Source organism: Sediminibacter sp. Hel_I_10 (assembly GCF_000688335.1).
Taxonomy (GTDB): domain Bacteria; phylum Bacteroidota; class Bacteroidia; order Flavobacteriales; family Flavobacteriaceae; genus Psychroserpens.
In genome coordinates this window covers 1,960,596-1,974,659 of sequence record NZ_JHZX01000001.1, presented here as the reverse complement: position 1 = coordinate 1,974,659, position 14,064 = coordinate 1,960,596, and the positions used below count along the sequence as shown (strand labels likewise).

Below are 14,064 nucleotides of genomic sequence, written 5' to 3'. Positions count from 1 at the left end.
CCACGTTTTTTAACGTGGCTTTTTTTATATACAGCTCTTGATAACACCCAAGCACCAAAATTTTATCTACTTTTGAGCACGAGAAATAAGTCATGTCCTTTTCCTATACCAAGAAAGATAAGCTGAAAAGCAAAAAAATGATTGAGCGGATATTTTCCGAAGGACAGTCCGTTTCGGCCTACCCCTTAAGAATGGTATATCTAAAGCTTGATCCTCAACTAGAACATCAGCACAAAGCAGGAGTTTCTGTTAGTAAAAGGCATTTTAAAAGAGCGGTTGATAGAAACCAGATCAAACGATTAATGAGAGAAGCTTACCGTTTAAATAAGGCCCCCTTTTTTAACAATACTTCATCTCCTTTTGCGTTTATGATTTTGTACATTGGAAAGGAAATTCCAGACTTTAATTCCGTAGAAATAAAAACAAAACAATTGTTAGATAAATTTTCTAAAAAAGAACTGTCTAACTAAACCGTATAAGCCATGAAAAAACTACTAAAAAAACGTGTGCTAATTCCCGTTTTGGCCATTGTTATTTTTACAAGTACCACCGCTTTTAAAAATGATTTCTTTGAAATTGCAAAACAGATAGAAATTTTTACGACGCTCTTTAAAGAACTCAACATGAACTATGTTGATGAGACCAACCCAGCAGATTTAATGGATACGGCTATAAAAAGCATGCTTAATGATTTAGATCCCTATACCAATTACTACAACGAACAAGATGTAGAATCTGCCAGAATCAACAACGCTGGCGATTATACGGGTATTGGCGCCAATGTGCTTACCTTAAAAGACACTTTGGTTATTGTTGAACCTTATAAAGATTACGCTGCAGACAAGGCAGGACTAAAAGCAGGAGACAAGATCATTATGGTAGATAATGTAGCCGTTGCCGATTTTAAGGATGATGCAGGTAATTTATTGCAAGGCGCAGCAGGAACCATCGTCAATATTACTTTTGTAAGACAAGGAGAAGTCAAAACTGCCCAAATACAGCGAGAAGCAGTAGATATTCATGCCGTTCCACATTATTCTATGGTCAATGAAACCATAGGCTATATTGTGCTTCGTAAATTCAACGAAAAAACCTCAGCGGAGACCATTAGCGCGGTAAGAGCCTTAAAAAATCAGGGCGCTAAAAAATTAATTTTGGACTTACGTGGTAATCCTGGCGGACTTTTAAGCGAAGCGGTTAATGTGACCAATATTTTTGTGCCGAAAAATCAGTTGGTGGTCACCACAAAATCAAAAGTTCAGAAATACAATAAAACGTACTATACTCAAAGAGATGCCATTGATACTGAAATTCCACTGGTTGTTTTAATTGATGGGAGAAGCGCCTCTGCAAGTGAGATTGTTTCTGGAGCTTTACAAGATTTAGACCGTGCCGTCATTGTTGGGGCTAGAAGTTTTGGTAAAGGACTCGTACAACGCCCTAAAAAGCTCATTTATGGCACACAGGTAAAGATTACCATTTCTCGCTATTACACGCCATCAGGACGCTGTATACAAGCTTTGGACTATTGGAACCGAGATGAAAACGGAAAAGCCACTAGAGTGAAGCAAGAAAACTATAACGCGTTTAAAACTAAAAAGGGTAGAACCGTTTATGATGGAGGAGGCGTTCAACCTGATTTAGAACTAGAAGAAAGTAAGTTTAGCCCAATTACTGAAGCCATTTTAGATGACAATCTTATTTTTAAATATGCTACGGAATATTATTATAATCACCCAGAACCAGAGCTTAAAGGTTTTGAATTAAAGGATTCTGATTTTAAAAATTTTAAAGCATTTCTTTCGGCTAAAAACTTCAGCTTTGAGACCCATACAGAAAAGGCTTTTGCAGATGCGTTTTCAATAGCCAAGGAAGAAGAAATTGGTCAGGCCATTGATGCCGATTATTCTGAGTTAATTTCAGCATTAAACGCCTACAAAAACAAAGCCGTTGATGCTAATAAGGATCAGTTACTTTCGCTTCTTTCTGACGAAATTGTTAAACGTTATTTTTATAGAGAAGGGCTATACAGCTATTATGTTGCTAACAATTTTGAAATACAAAAAGGCGTAGAAATATTAAAAAACCCAACCAACTATTTAGACTATCTTAATTAAAAGGGGTATAAAATTTGATGTATTTATCAAAAAAGCTATCTTAGATGGCGTATTTACGATACTATAATGAAATATATTTTCTTTATATCAGTTCTAATTTCAAATTTTATTTTCGCTCAAAAGGCGATGACACACGAAGTCTATTTTGAGACTGATCAGTTTGAAGTACCTCCAACAGAACACAATAGGTTGCTATTATTTCTCTCTGAAATAGAAGGAATGGATGTTTCCAAAGTAGCTATTTATGGCTTTACTGATGATCGTGGTAGTGATGATTACAATCTTAAATTATCCCAAGATCGCGCCAATTCTATTAAAACCATTTTTTCTAATAACGAATTTGATGAGTCTATCATTACCAATGTTGACGGTAAGGGTGAGGTATTACTGAAATTAGTTAAAGAAGATGATATAAGTAAGATTAGAGGCTTAAATAGAAAAGTTGAAATTGTAGTCTCTCCCTTTGATCCACCAAGACCAAAAAAAACTGCCGAAGAATTAGCAGACAAAAAGCAAGAAGTTAGAGAAATTTTAAATGAAGAACTTAAGGCGGGCGATAAGTTTCGACTTGACAATATTTTATTTAAAACAGGCTATAGTAAACTGCTACCAGAGTCTAAAGAAACCCTAGAAGAGTTAGGCGAAGCACTTCTAAATCGTAAAGATATTTACTTTACAATTCAAGGCCATGTCTGCTGTACCCAAAACAGTAGAGATGCTATAGATAGAAAAACAAAAAAACGTAATTTATCGCTTGCGAGAGCTAAGTTTATCTATGATTACTTGGTTAAAAAGGGAGTAGACCCAAGACGAATGAAATACGTGGGCATGCGTCGAAAATTTCCGCTAGGAGGTGATCCTAAACTAGATCGTAGGGTAGAGATATTAGTAACTTACGTTGGAAGTAGTGATAATTAATTGCTTTTGATCATTGCAATGTGAGGGATACTATCTTCTAGATAACCTTCACCAACTTCAAAAAAATCCAGATTATTATAAAACGTTTTTAAATAGGTTTGGGCCGAAATCTTAATCTGTTGCTCCTTAAAATGCATTTCAATGGCGTCAATAGATGCTTTCATAATGGCATATCCATATTGAAATTTGCGTGCTTCCTGCTTTACCACAACGCGACCAATACTTGCATATTCAAAATAATCATTAGGCTTAAAAATGCGCGTATAGGCGACAAGCTTTTGTGCTTTGTAACCCATAACGTGCAATGCTTTTTGATCTTTACCATCAATATCTTGATAAATACAATCTTGCTCAACAACAAAAACCTCACTACGAAGTTGGAGTAAATCGTACAACTCTTGAATGGTTAATTCCTCGAAAGATTTTGTATAGATGTTTAGCATTGTTAGATGTTTACTCAAAAATAACCGTAATTTTTTACAGCAATGGTATTTTTAGTTACTTCAATAATTTATCGTAATCATTCATAATAGTACTGAATAGATCAAAAGACATATTCAGAACAAATAGTGGTGTCTAATCTTGAACGATGATTTCCTTGACATCACATTTTCCAAATTCAGGTTGGATATTAACGTGATTGATTCCGAAGTTATGAAATACCATAGCTTCAATTTTATGGAGCACATTATCAAACTCTGACAGCGTAATATCCTCATTAAAATCGATATGCGCTTCTAAATGAATTTCAGACTCATTAAGTTGCCAAATATGCACATGATGCACGTTTTTAATGGTCTTTATGGTTTGAATGTCCTTAACGATATCTTTAACTTGAATGGTATCTGGCGTAAACAGCATGAGTACTTTAAAAGAGTCCCTTAGTAAATCATAGCCAACAACAATCAAGTACAATGCTATGGCAAGGGTTAAGGCACTATCAATCCAAAACACTTGATAGTATTTCATGATCAATCCACCAATCAATACCGCAACGCTAGCCATCATATCGGTTAAAAGATGTAAATAAGCACTTTTCATGTTCATATTGCTTTTGGCATCTTTTTTTAGCAAGAGTACACTAAAACCATTACCTAAAATAGCAATGATCGACAGCCAAATGACCAACGTAGATTCTATAACTTCTGGATGTTGAAAACGTTTTGCAGCTTCAATAATTAAAAGCACAGCGACCACGATAAGGGTAGCGGCGTTAATAAAAGCGGCTACAATCTCAGCACGTTTATAACCAAAGGTTTTTTTAAGTGACGCTTGTTGCTTAGATAGTAAATTAGCGATATAACTCACAATCAAAGAGATCACATCACTAAAATTATGAAGTGCATCACTCAAAAGTGCCAAACTACCAGATAGAAGTCCTCCCACAACTTGTGCTGCCGTAATTAGGATATTCAAAAAGATAGAAACCAGAAGATTCCGTCCCGTTAAATCTTGATGGGAATGGGAGTGACTATGAGAATGAGAATGGCTCATTAACTAGTGTGCTGCGCGAATTTTATTAATACGGTTTTGATGACGTCCACCCTCAAATTCAGTTTCCAAAAAAGTATCAACCATTTCAACAGCTTGCTGAGATGCGGTAAATCTTGCTGGAATACTTAAAATATTGGCGTCGTTATGTTGACGTGCCAAAGTAACAATTTCTTTCGTCCAGCACAATGCAGAACGTACACCTTGGTGTTTATTTACCGTCATGTTGGCCCCATTACCACTACCACATATAATGATACCAACATCTGCTATCTTAGACTCAATATCTTTAGCAACAGGATGTACAAAGTCTGGATAGTCTACACTATCATTTGAATCTGTACCGTAGTTTTTTATGGTATGTCCTTTTGATTTAAGATGCGCTACTATAATTTTTTTGTAGTCTGTACCGGCGTGATCGTTACCTATAGATATGGTCATGTTGTTGATTTTGAAAATGAATATTAACTAATTAAATAAGGTATTTTTACAGACTTTAAAGTTACGCATTAGCACTAAACAAACTAAAATTTGATTTAGAAGTTATTCAGTTTTCATCCCCAGATGTTCTAAGGTTTTTAGCTGTTATAACCATCACCCACAATTACAGAAATTGACAATCAATATTGTTTTTAGCTAAAGTGCTCATAATTATCTATGTAAATTAATTGTTTCCTCATTGTTAACTAAAGCGCTTAAAGTATGTATAGAATGTTCATATCTCTTGGCAAGTAATTAAAACTTTTATTAGCATTTCTGAAAAAAAATGACCAGCCAAATCTTTATTCGAACCACCAAAAAAGTTAGCCGAAAAATCTCGCTCAGTTGTTAGTGTTAAAAAGGGATCATGCTAACATTAAATTTTGATTTACTTGTTAAATTTAGTTTGTCAACATCGGTTATGAACAGTTGTTAATAGCTTTCAAAATTCCCTTGTTTTAGAAGTATTTATAGGTTAATTTAATGTTAACTGTTTATGAACTTGTTTCTATAAGTCACAATTCAAAGTAAAACCAAATAAAGTTATACGCGCTATTAACACCCTATCATCATCACCATTTATTTTTTAAATTTTAAAAGAAAAAAGATGATATGTATATATATGTTGATAAGTCTAAATTTTGAAGTTTTATTTGAAGTTCCTTTTGTATTTGGTTCTGTGAAACTGAAATCTGTTGTGAGATAAAAGGAGCGCTCATTTGGTCAATAAAGGCATTTGAGAGGATCAATTGTTAATGAGTACTAGTGCGACCCGTTAAAGCAAAGCAGCCAAAATAGATCTAATCAATTAACTTTTAGATGTATAAAAATGATAGTAGAGTAAATTTTACAGTCCTTTTTCATTAATTTAACCCTAAGAAAACACGATTAAATAATTAAACCGTAGCTTTGTATAAATTCAATACCTTCTCTTCGCTTTCTATTGAATTGAAAAAACACAGTTTTACGCTCCGTAAGACATCAACATGATTACATATAATAATGACAAAACGAAAAAAAGGGAAACCTTCAAATAATAAGATTTCCAACCTTACAAATACAATTCTAAGTATTCTAAAAAAAGATAGAAACCAAACCTTCAACTACAAACAAATTGCTGCTAAACTTGGTGTTAATGATGCCAGTAGTAGAAATCAAATCATCAAAAAACTTCAACAGCTTAAGGCTAAAGAAGAAATCGAGGAAGTTGAACGTGGTAAATTCAAAATTGTTAATAACAACGAATACCATACAGGTATTGTAGACATGGCCTCTAGAGGAAATGGGTACATTGTTACTGATGATTTTGATGAGGACATCTACATCGCCTCAAATAATATGAACAAAGCGCTTCATGGTGATGAGGTAGAATTTTACGCTTACAAACGTAAAAATCGTGGTAAGATAGAAGGTGAAGTTACAAACATCATCAAACGCGCTAAGAGTGAATATGTAGGTGTGATACAGTTACATAAAAATTACGCTTTTGTAGTTGTAGATAGTAACAAGATGTATACAGACATCTTTGTACCCATAAATAAAACAAATAAAGCCGAAGATGGCGATAAAGTCTTAGTAAGTTTAGAAGAATGGCCAGAAAAGGCTGATTCTCCAAACGGAAAGGTCATAGAAGTTTTAGGTAAACCTGGAGAACACAATACTGAGATTCATGCTATTTTAGCCGAATATGGCTTACCAATGGAATTTCCGAAGGAAGTAGAAGATTTTGCCAACACAATAGATACCTCTATTACTGAAACCGAAATTTCTAAAAGACGGGATATGCGTAAAGATTTAACGTTTACCATTGACCCCAAGGATGCAAAGGATTTTGATGATGCCCTATCTTTTAAAGTTCTCGAAAATGGTTTATTTGAAATTGGTATTCACATTGCCGATGTATCGCATTACTTAGAACCAGATACGGTTTTAGATGATGAAGCTTATGAACGGGCTACCTCAGTTTATTTAGTAGATAGAGTAGTGCCAATGCTTCCCGAAGTATTATCAAATGGTGCTTGCTCCTTAAGGCCAAATGAAGAAAAATATACGTTTTCTGCCGTTTTTAAAATCAATGATAAAGCCGAAATTAAAGACCAATGGTTTGGGAGAACCGTCACGTATTCTGATGCCCGATTTGCTTATGAAGAAGCGCAGGCCATTATAGATAATAATTTGGGCAAAAAATGGTCAGATGGTGATATTGATATCAATATTCCAGCTGAAGTGGCTATTTCAGGAAAGGCTTATAAAACGTCTAAAGATATTGCTCAGGCCACTCTAAAGTTAGATGAGCTGGCAAAAATAATGCGTCGTAAACGTATGAGTTCTGGTGCCATTTCTTTTGATAAAGTTGAAGTTAAATTTGATTTGGATGAGGAATCTAACCCAGTAGGTGTATTCTTTAAATCTAGTAAAGATGCCAATAAATTGATTGAAGAGTTCATGCTCTTGGCCAATAAAAAGGTAGCAGAATTTGTTGGAAAACAATCTAAAAAGAAAACATTTATCTACAGGGTACATGATGAGCCAGACGAATCTAAATTGGCAGCCTTACAAAACGTTGTGGGTAGATTTGGTTATAAATTAAATTTTAAGGATCGCAAGAGTGTCTCTAATTCATTAAATAATCTTTTAAAGGATGTTAATGGAAAGAAAGAGCAAAACCTTGTAGATACCTTGACCATTCGTACCATGAGTAAGGCAGAGTATACTACGCATAATATTGGTCATTACGGTTTAGCTTTTGACTATTACACGCATTTTACATCGCCAATTCGTCGTTACCCAGATGTAATGGTACATCGCTTATTGCAACAGTATTTAGATGGCGGTGCTTCTGCCAATGAAGATGTGTACGAAGACAGATGTAATCACTCCAGTAATATGGAAAACTTAGCTGTTAGAGCAGAGCGTGATAGTATCAAATACATGCAAATCAGATTTATGGAAGACCACAAAAATGAGAATTTTGTTGGGGTCATTTCTGGTGTTACAGATTGGGGAATCTACATAGAGATCATTGCCAATAAGTGTGAGGGTATGGTAAGTGTGAGAGATATGAAAGATGATCATTATCAATTTGATGCAGATCATTATGCGTTGATTGGTAAAAAGAATAACATCATGTACCAGCTTGGAGATGAAGTTGTTGTTAAGGTTAAAAATACAGATTTAGTTAAAAAGCACTTAGATTTCACCTTAATAGGAAAACATGAAGATTAATTTTATCAAAAACTGAGATCAAGATACCTACGGAAATTTTATAATTTGGTACCGCATTAACCAACTTAAATGATGTCAAATGATATTAACTACTACCAATTCCATAGAAGGTTTTAAAATTAAAGAATATAAAGGCATTGTTACAGGTGTGGCAATGACAGAAAAGACACCTTCAATAGGCTTTAGCATGACTAAATATTATAAGGCCATTAAAGAAAGTATTGATCTTGTTAAGGAGAATGCCTTTCAAAATCTTCAAGAGAACGCCAAAAAGCTAAATGCTAATGCTGTTGTCGGTATCAAGCTTGATATTGAAATGACGAGCGCTAACTATGCCATGGTATCGGTTACAGGAACTGCAGTTTTTGTAGCCGAATAGTCTGTATGATGTTAGTAGCAAAACCAAGCTAAGATTTATAAAAATCTAGGTTTCTTTCTATAAAACTGTAACAATTGGTCTGTCTTGTCATCTTTACCACGGAAAACATCCGTATAAACTATAAACATATTTAAGATGAAAAGATTTGCAAGTCTAGCCTTTCTATTATTAAGCTTCACTATTGGTGCTCAGAATCCAGTGTTAAAGGATATTGGTAATTTTAATGAAGTCAAAGTATTTGATCTTATTGAAGTCAATCTCATCAAGGCCGAAACCAATAGTGTCTCCATAACAGGAGATGATATTGATGATGTAGAAGTGATCAATAATGGCGGTAAGTTAAAAATCCGTATGAAGCTTGATAAAATATTTAATGGCGAGCAAACATTCGTTGCAGTATACTACACGTCCTTAGACATCATAGATGGTAACGAAGGTGCTTTTATTACTTCAAATGAATTAATTGAACAAGATCATATTGAGTTAAGAGCTCAAGAAGGTGCTCAACTTAAAATAGGATTAGATGTTAATAAAGTTGATATAAAAGCCGTTTCTGGTGGAATAATAGAAACTAGAGGTAAGGCGGTATCACAAGATATTACTATTAATACCGGTGGTATTTACGAAGGACAGGACTTTGAAACTAAAAATACTACGGTAAGTATTAAGGCAGCTGGAGAGGCTGACGTTTATGCATCCGATGATGTTGATGCTAAAGTCTTGGCAGGAGGTAATGTTTACATCTACGGAAATCCGTTGCATATTAAAGAAAAAACCACTTTTGGTGGTAAAATCAAACGGGTTAAGTAAAGCAGAAATCCTAATTACTTTTGCGATTGTTTTTTCTTAGCTTTGTAAGAAAGCAATTTGCTATATGTTAGATGATATATTAACTGCCATCCCGTTTGGTATTATTCTAGCCTTTACTATTGGACCTGTTTTTTTCGTACTGTTAGAAACTGGTGCTACTAGAGGGTTTAGAAGTGCAGTGATATTTGATTTAGGCGTTATTCTAGCAGATGTTATTTTTATTCTTGTTGCCTTTTACAGTACTAATAAACTGGTAGATAAAATAAAGGACGATCCCAATTTTATTATTTTTGGTGGAGTGCTCCTGGTGGCTTACGGCCTCATTTCCTTTTTAAAAACAGCAAAATCATTTCGGTCTATTGTACGAGAATACCATCGTATTGACGTGAAGAAAAACGATTTGGGAAAACTCTTTGTCAAGGGTTTTTTACTCAACTTTATTAACATAGGCGTACTTATGGGTTGGTTGGGTTTTATTGTTATAGGCAGTTCTATCACACAAGGCGAGAATGGCGTTACAGTCTTTATAATTACCATGATTAGTACTTATTTTATTGTCGATTTGTTTAAAATAGCTGCTGCCAAGCGTTTAAAAAGCAGATTGACTCCTAGATTGATCTACAAAACAAAAAAAATAGTGGCGCTTGTAATTTTAGGTTTTGGTGTTTTACTCTTGGTTCAGGGATTTTTTCCTAAAGGAAAAGAACGGTTACAAGAAACTATAGAACATCGATTTTAAGCTATGGCCAAAGTACAATATCGCATCTACGTGATAGAGCTCAGAAAAAAAGTATTTACAGAAAACACAAAATTTAGGGTCGCAAATCCCCAATTTAATGGTGTTTTAGAATGTTTGTATGTAGGCATGACGAGCAAGACACCCAAAGAACGATTTCTACAGCACAAAGAGGGTTATAGAAATAAAAAGGGTTATAAGTTATCTTCAAATATTGTAGAAAAGTATGGCTCGTATTTAAGGCCTAGCCTTTACAACCATATTCCTCCCATAGATTCTAGAGCAGAAGCTTTAAAAATGGAAGCACAATTAGCTATGGAATTAAGACGCCAGCGTTATGCAGTCTGGTTTAATTAGAGATAACACTTTAGACGGTTGCATGCTGTTGTATTACGAAAAACGCAGATTTATTACGTGCAAGTTTACTGTTTTCAATCAAAATTATCCACAAAAAAACCTCCAAGAAAGTTCTTGAAGGTTTAGAGGCATCAAGCGGATTCGAACCGCTGTAGAAGGTTTTGCAGACCTCTGCCTAGCCACTCGGCCATGATGCCATTACCTTTTTTAAGGGTATCCCATAAAAAATACGGGTCTGCAAAGGTATAAAAATTTAAGATTTTAAGCTATTTACTCGTCCTTTTTTCGAACTTGAGTCATTTTTATCATCACGCTTTCAACATCACCACCAATAGGAGGGTTCAATTTGCTTACAGAAACCGTGGCTTTATGAACCATTTGATCGTCTATAAAAATTCGGTTTAAAATGCGTTTGGCAACCGTTTCTAATAGGTAAGACGGTTGTTGCATTTCTTCTTTAACAATCCTATTTAAAAGCACATAATCTACGGTATCACTCAATTGATCGCTTTGCGCTGAGGTTTGTAAATTTGCTTTTACTTTGAGATCTACGCGATAGTCACTTCCTATTTTGGTTTCTTCCTTTAAACAGCCGTGGTGCGCAAATACGCGAATATTTTCAACTTTAATTGTGCCCATTAGTTTGTAAAAAAGTCAAAAACGTTACTTAATCCGCTCGTTTTGGTTTTAAAAAACTCAGTATAGGTGCATCTTTGGCAAGTTACAGAAGTAAATTTCTGACTCTGTACATCAAATATTTTAGATAATGTTCCGCCAGTGGCACGCATCTGTCCAGTTTTATAAGTGGTATGATCACACTTAGGACATTTATAGTTTGTTGCTTTCATTGGTTTAAAATTTCTATAAAATTACGTAATCTAGGCTAGAAACTTAATTCATAACGCGGATAAATGGTTAATTTTGTGTTCTAATTTTATCACATGTCAGAAGCATCTAAATCGCTCAATTTCATAGAGCACATCATTGAGGAAGACTTAGAAAACGGATTATCACAAGACAAATTAAGATTTCGTTTTCCGCCAGAACCCAATGGATATTTACATATTGGTCATACAAAGGCCATTGGTATTAGCTTTGGTCTTGGCCAAAAGTATAATGCACCAGTCAACCTTCGTTTTGATGACACCAACCCGGCAAAGGAAGAGCAAGAGTATGTAGATGCTATTAAGAAAGATATTTCGTGGTTAGGTTATCAATGGGCAAATGAGCTCTATTCTTCAGACTATTTTCAAAAGCTATACGATTGGGCCGTAAAACTCATTTCTGACGGAAAGGCTTATGTAGATTCTCAATCAAGTGTTGCCATGGCAGAACAGAAAGGAACACCTACCCAACCTGGTGTTGATGGGCCTTACCGTAACCGCAGCATTCAAGAAAATTTAGAGCTTTTTCAAGGAATGAAGGATGGAAAATATGATGAAGGTGCTCATGTGCTAAGAGCAAAAATCGACATGCAGCATCCCAATATGCTAATGAGAGATCCTTTGATGTACCGTGTTTTGAAAAAGGCGCATCATAGAACTGGAGACACATGGTGCATCTACCCAATGTATGATTGGACTCATGGAGAAAGTGATTATATCGAGCAAATTTCCCATAGTTTATGCTCATTAGAATTTAAGCCTCACAGAGAGCTTTATGATTGGTTTAAGGAGCATGTGTACGACTTTGCAAAAGAAGAGCTCCCAATGCTTCCTAAACAACGTGAATTTGCAAGATTGAACTTGAGTTATACCATCATGAGCAAACGTAAATTGCTGCAATTGGTGCAACAAAATGTGGTTTCGGGCTGGGATGATCCCCGAATGCCTACCATATCTGGCTTAAGACGTCGCGGCTATACACCAGATGCCATTAAAATGTTTATTGATAAAGTAGGTGTTGCTAAACGCGATAATGTGATTGATGTTTCTTTATTAGAATTTTGTATTCGAGAAGATCTCAATAAGAACGCACCAAGAGTAATGGCCGTTTTAGACCCTGTAAAATTAGTGATTACCAATTATCCAGAGGATAAAGAAGAGTGGTTAGAAGCCGAAAATAATCAGGAAGATGAAAGTGCAGGTTTTCGCAAAGTGCCATTTTCCAATGAACTTTATATTGAAAAAGCAGATTTTAAGGAACAAGCAAGTAGCAAGTTTTTTAGACTAAAACTAGGTGGTGAAGTACGTTTAAAGAATGCCTATATCATCAAGGCCGAAAATGTAATTAAAGATGCTAACGGCAACGTTACAGAAATACACTGTACTTACACTACAGATACCGATAGAAAAGTTAAAGGCACCTTGCATTGGGTATCTATAAAACATGCCATTAAGGCCGAAGTAAGAGAATATGATCGTTTATTTATGGATGAAGCTCCAGACAGTCATGAAGACAAAGATTTTATGGAGTTTTTAAATCCAAAATCTTTAGAAATTATCGAAGCTTACGTAGAACCAAGTCTTTTGGAAGCCGAAGTAGGGGAGCGTTTTCAATTTCAAAGACTGGGTTATTTTAACGTTGATAAAGACAGCACATCAGAGCATTTGGTTTTTAATAAAACCGTAGGACTCCGAGATTCTTGGGCAAAATCGAAACCAAGTGCGGCCAAAACTAAGCCACAACAAAACGCCAATGCGCAACAAAAACGTCCCGCAATTGAAGTGATTAAGCAGCTAGGAAAAAAGTACACCAATCTGCCAGAAGACAAACGAGAAAAGTCTAAAGCTGAAATTTTAAAACTTGCCGAAAATGTGAGTTATGATGACGTACAGCCCTTATTTAATACGGCAGTAAAAAAGGCAGGAACACGTATTGCAACAATGCTAGCACTAAGTGTATTGCTTAAAAACGGACAAGCCTCTAATGCCGATATTGAAGATTTTATAGAAAAGGCCAAAGCCGATAAAAATGAGTTGCTGGTCTTTGAGGCCAATGCCATCTCTTAAAATCCTCTGGGTCAATATCCATCAGGTTGAATGTCATTAAAAACAATAGATTTTAAAGTATATTTAGTTTCTAATCAAATCAATCTTAAGTATGGACTTCAATATTTTAGCAATTGTAGTGGCAGCTGTGGTGCCTCTCATCGTAGGTTTTATTTGGTACAATCCTAAAACTTTAGGAATTGTCTGGATGCGAGAATCTGGGATGACCGAAGAGAAATTTAAAAACAGTAACATATTGGTGATTTTTAGCATCACTTTAGTGCTCTCTGTTCTGTTGTCCTTTTCAACACAAATGCTCACCATTCACCAAATGGGCGCCTATAGTCTCATGGGAGGCAATCCTGCGGAAGCACTGCCGTCTTACCAAGCTTTTATGGAGGATTATGGTACAGCTTTTAGAACGTTTAAACACGGTGCTTTTCACGGTGTATTGTCTGCTCTATTTATGTTTTTTCCGGTGATTGCAATTACGGCTTTATTTGAAAGAAGAAGCTGGAAATATATTTTCATAAATACAGGTTTTTGGACGATTTGTCTTACCATTATGGGCGCCATTGTTTGTGGTTGGGTTTAATTGAAAACTCTTAAAGGCTTGATATA

15 protein-coding genes and 1 tRNA gene are annotated in these 14,064 nt (G+C 35.2%); 10 read left to right on the top strand and 6 right to left on the bottom strand.

The genetic code is table 11. The features are described 5' to 3' along the window. Positions 1-92 precede the first annotated feature (92 nt). The 3 genes from rnpA (at position 93) to P176_RS0108820 (ending at position 3,035) form a co-directional block, all read left to right on the top strand. Positions 93-470, top strand: a complete 378-nt coding sequence (rnpA, locus tag P176_RS0108830; protein WP_026754370.1) for a ribonuclease P protein component — start codon at positions 93-95, stop codon at positions 468-470. Positions 471-482: 12 nt separating this feature from the next. Next, positions 483-2,117 carry a S41 family peptidase gene (locus P176_RS0108825; protein WP_026754369.1) on the top strand — a complete coding sequence of 545 codons (1,635 nt, stop codon included), beginning with the start codon at positions 483-485 and terminating at the stop codon, positions 2,115-2,117. A 126-nt stretch (positions 2,118-2,243) separates the two neighbouring features. Beyond that, positions 2,244-3,035 carry an OmpA family protein gene (locus P176_RS0108820; protein WP_231481223.1) on the top strand — a complete coding sequence of 264 codons (792 nt, stop codon included), beginning with the start codon at positions 2,244-2,246 and terminating at the stop codon, positions 3,033-3,035. Here P176_RS0108820 and P176_RS0108815 read toward each other — a convergent pair. The 3 genes from P176_RS0108815 to rpiB form a co-directional block, all read right to left on the bottom strand. Next, positions 3,032-3,478, bottom strand: coding sequence for a GNAT family N-acetyltransferase (locus P176_RS0108815; RefSeq protein ID WP_026754367.1), 447 nt, complete (start codon positions 3,476-3,478; stop codon positions 3,032-3,034). The genes P176_RS0108820 and P176_RS0108815 overlap by 4 nt on opposite strands. A gap of 133 nt (positions 3,479-3,611) precedes the next feature. After that, on the bottom strand, positions 3,612-4,529 hold the full coding sequence (locus tag P176_RS0108810) for a cation diffusion facilitator family transporter (protein WP_026754366.1): 918 nt from the start codon (positions 4,527-4,529) through the stop codon (positions 3,612-3,614). Between the two features lie 3 nt (positions 4,530-4,532). Then, entirely contained in the window at positions 4,533-4,967 is a 435-nt protein-coding gene (rpiB, locus tag P176_RS0108805) for a ribose 5-phosphate isomerase B (RefSeq protein ID WP_026754365.1), read from the bottom strand. Positions 4,968-6,008: 1,041 nt separating this feature from the next. Here rpiB and rnr point away from each other — a divergent pair. The 5 genes from rnr to P176_RS0108780 all read left to right on the top strand — a co-directional run bounded on the left by rnr (position 6,009) and on the right by P176_RS0108780 (position 10,513). Continuing rightward, a complete protein-coding gene (gene rnr, locus P176_RS0108800; RefSeq protein WP_026754364.1) occupies positions 6,009-8,231 on the top strand; it encodes a ribonuclease R in 2,223 nt (740 codons plus the stop codon). A gap of 79 nt (positions 8,232-8,310) precedes the next feature. Beyond that, complete coding sequence (locus P176_RS0108795; RefSeq protein WP_026754363.1) at positions 8,311-8,610, top strand: heavy metal-binding domain-containing protein; 300 nt, start codon at positions 8,311-8,313, stop codon at positions 8,608-8,610. A 135-nt stretch (positions 8,611-8,745) separates the two neighbouring features. Next, positions 8,746-9,420 carry a head GIN domain-containing protein gene (locus P176_RS0108790; RefSeq protein WP_026754362.1) on the top strand — a complete coding sequence of 225 codons (675 nt, stop codon included), beginning with the start codon at positions 8,746-8,748 and terminating at the stop codon, positions 9,418-9,420. 64 nt (positions 9,421-9,484) lie between these two features. Beyond that, a complete protein-coding gene (locus P176_RS0108785) occupies positions 9,485-10,159 on the top strand; it encodes a LysE family translocator (RefSeq protein ID WP_026754361.1) in 675 nt (224 codons plus the stop codon). A 3-nt stretch (positions 10,160-10,162) separates the two neighbouring features. Further along, positions 10,163-10,513, top strand: a complete 351-nt coding sequence (locus P176_RS0108780) for a hypothetical protein (RefSeq protein WP_026754360.1) — start codon at positions 10,163-10,165, stop codon at positions 10,511-10,513. A gap of 126 nt (positions 10,514-10,639) precedes the next feature. On the opposite strand, the gene P176_RS0108775 is transcribed toward P176_RS0108780, so the two are convergent. The 3 genes from P176_RS0108775 to P176_RS0108765 form a co-directional block, all read right to left on the bottom strand. Continuing rightward, positions 10,640-10,710: transfer RNA gene (locus tag P176_RS0108775), tRNA-Cys, on the bottom strand. Positions 10,711-10,783: 73 nt separating this feature from the next. Continuing rightward, on the bottom strand, positions 10,784-11,152 hold the full coding sequence (gene folB / locus P176_RS0108770; RefSeq protein ID WP_026754359.1) for a dihydroneopterin aldolase: 369 nt from the start codon (positions 11,150-11,152) through the stop codon (positions 10,784-10,786). Continuing rightward, on the bottom strand, positions 11,152-11,361 hold the full coding sequence (locus P176_RS0108765) for a zinc ribbon domain-containing protein (RefSeq protein ID WP_026754358.1): 210 nt from the start codon (positions 11,359-11,361) through the stop codon (positions 11,152-11,154). Before P176_RS0108765 ends, folB begins: the two co-directional genes overlap by 1 nt. A 93-nt stretch (positions 11,362-11,454) precedes the next feature. On the opposite strand from P176_RS0108765, the gene P176_RS0108760 reads away from it, so the two are divergent. Continuing rightward, positions 11,455-13,464: a glutamine--tRNA ligase/YqeY domain fusion protein gene (locus P176_RS0108760; protein ID WP_026754357.1), complete on the top strand. Its 2,010-nt coding sequence runs from the start codon at positions 11,455-11,457 to the stop codon at positions 13,462-13,464. Between the two features lie 91 nt (positions 13,465-13,555). Next, positions 13,556-14,038, top strand: coding sequence for a DUF1761 domain-containing protein (locus tag P176_RS0108755; protein WP_026754356.1), 483 nt, complete (start codon positions 13,556-13,558; stop codon positions 14,036-14,038). Positions 14,039-14,064 lie beyond the last annotated feature (26 nt).

Coding starts and splice junctions, on each gene's coding strand:
- rnpA (WP_026754370.1), top strand. CDS start 93: ATGTCCTTTTCCTATACCAAGAAAGATAAGCTGAAAAGCAAAAAAATG.
- P176_RS0108825 (WP_026754369.1), top strand. CDS start 483: ATGAAAAAACTACTAAAAAAACGTGTGCTAATTCCCGTTTTGGCCATT.
- P176_RS0108820 (WP_231481223.1), top strand. CDS start 2,244: ATGACACACGAAGTCTATTTTGAGACTGATCAGTTTGAAGTACCTCCA.
- P176_RS0108815 (WP_026754367.1), bottom strand. CDS start 3,478: ATGCTAAACATCTATACAAAATCTTTCGAGGAATTAACCATTCAAGAG.
- P176_RS0108810 (WP_026754366.1), bottom strand. CDS start 4,529: ATGAGCCATTCTCATTCTCATAGTCACTCCCATTCCCATCAAGATTTA.
- rpiB (WP_026754365.1), bottom strand. CDS start 4,967: ATGACCATATCTATAGGTAACGATCACGCCGGTACAGACTACAAAAAA.
- rnr (WP_026754364.1), top strand. CDS start 6,009: ATGACAAAACGAAAAAAAGGGAAACCTTCAAATAATAAGATTTCCAAC.
- P176_RS0108795 (WP_026754363.1), top strand. CDS start 8,311: ATGATATTAACTACTACCAATTCCATAGAAGGTTTTAAAATTAAAGAA.
- P176_RS0108790 (WP_026754362.1), top strand. CDS start 8,746: ATGAAAAGATTTGCAAGTCTAGCCTTTCTATTATTAAGCTTCACTATT.
- P176_RS0108785 (WP_026754361.1), top strand. CDS start 9,485: ATGTTAGATGATATATTAACTGCCATCCCGTTTGGTATTATTCTAGCC.
- P176_RS0108780 (WP_026754360.1), top strand. CDS start 10,163: ATGGCCAAAGTACAATATCGCATCTACGTGATAGAGCTCAGAAAAAAA.
- folB (WP_026754359.1), bottom strand. CDS start 11,152: ATGGGCACAATTAAAGTTGAAAATATTCGCGTATTTGCGCACCACGGC.
- P176_RS0108765 (WP_026754358.1), bottom strand. CDS start 11,361: ATGAAAGCAACAAACTATAAATGTCCTAAGTGTGATCATACCACTTAT.
- P176_RS0108760 (WP_026754357.1), top strand. CDS start 11,455: ATGTCAGAAGCATCTAAATCGCTCAATTTCATAGAGCACATCATTGAG.
- P176_RS0108755 (WP_026754356.1), top strand. CDS start 13,556: ATGGACTTCAATATTTTAGCAATTGTAGTGGCAGCTGTGGTGCCTCTC.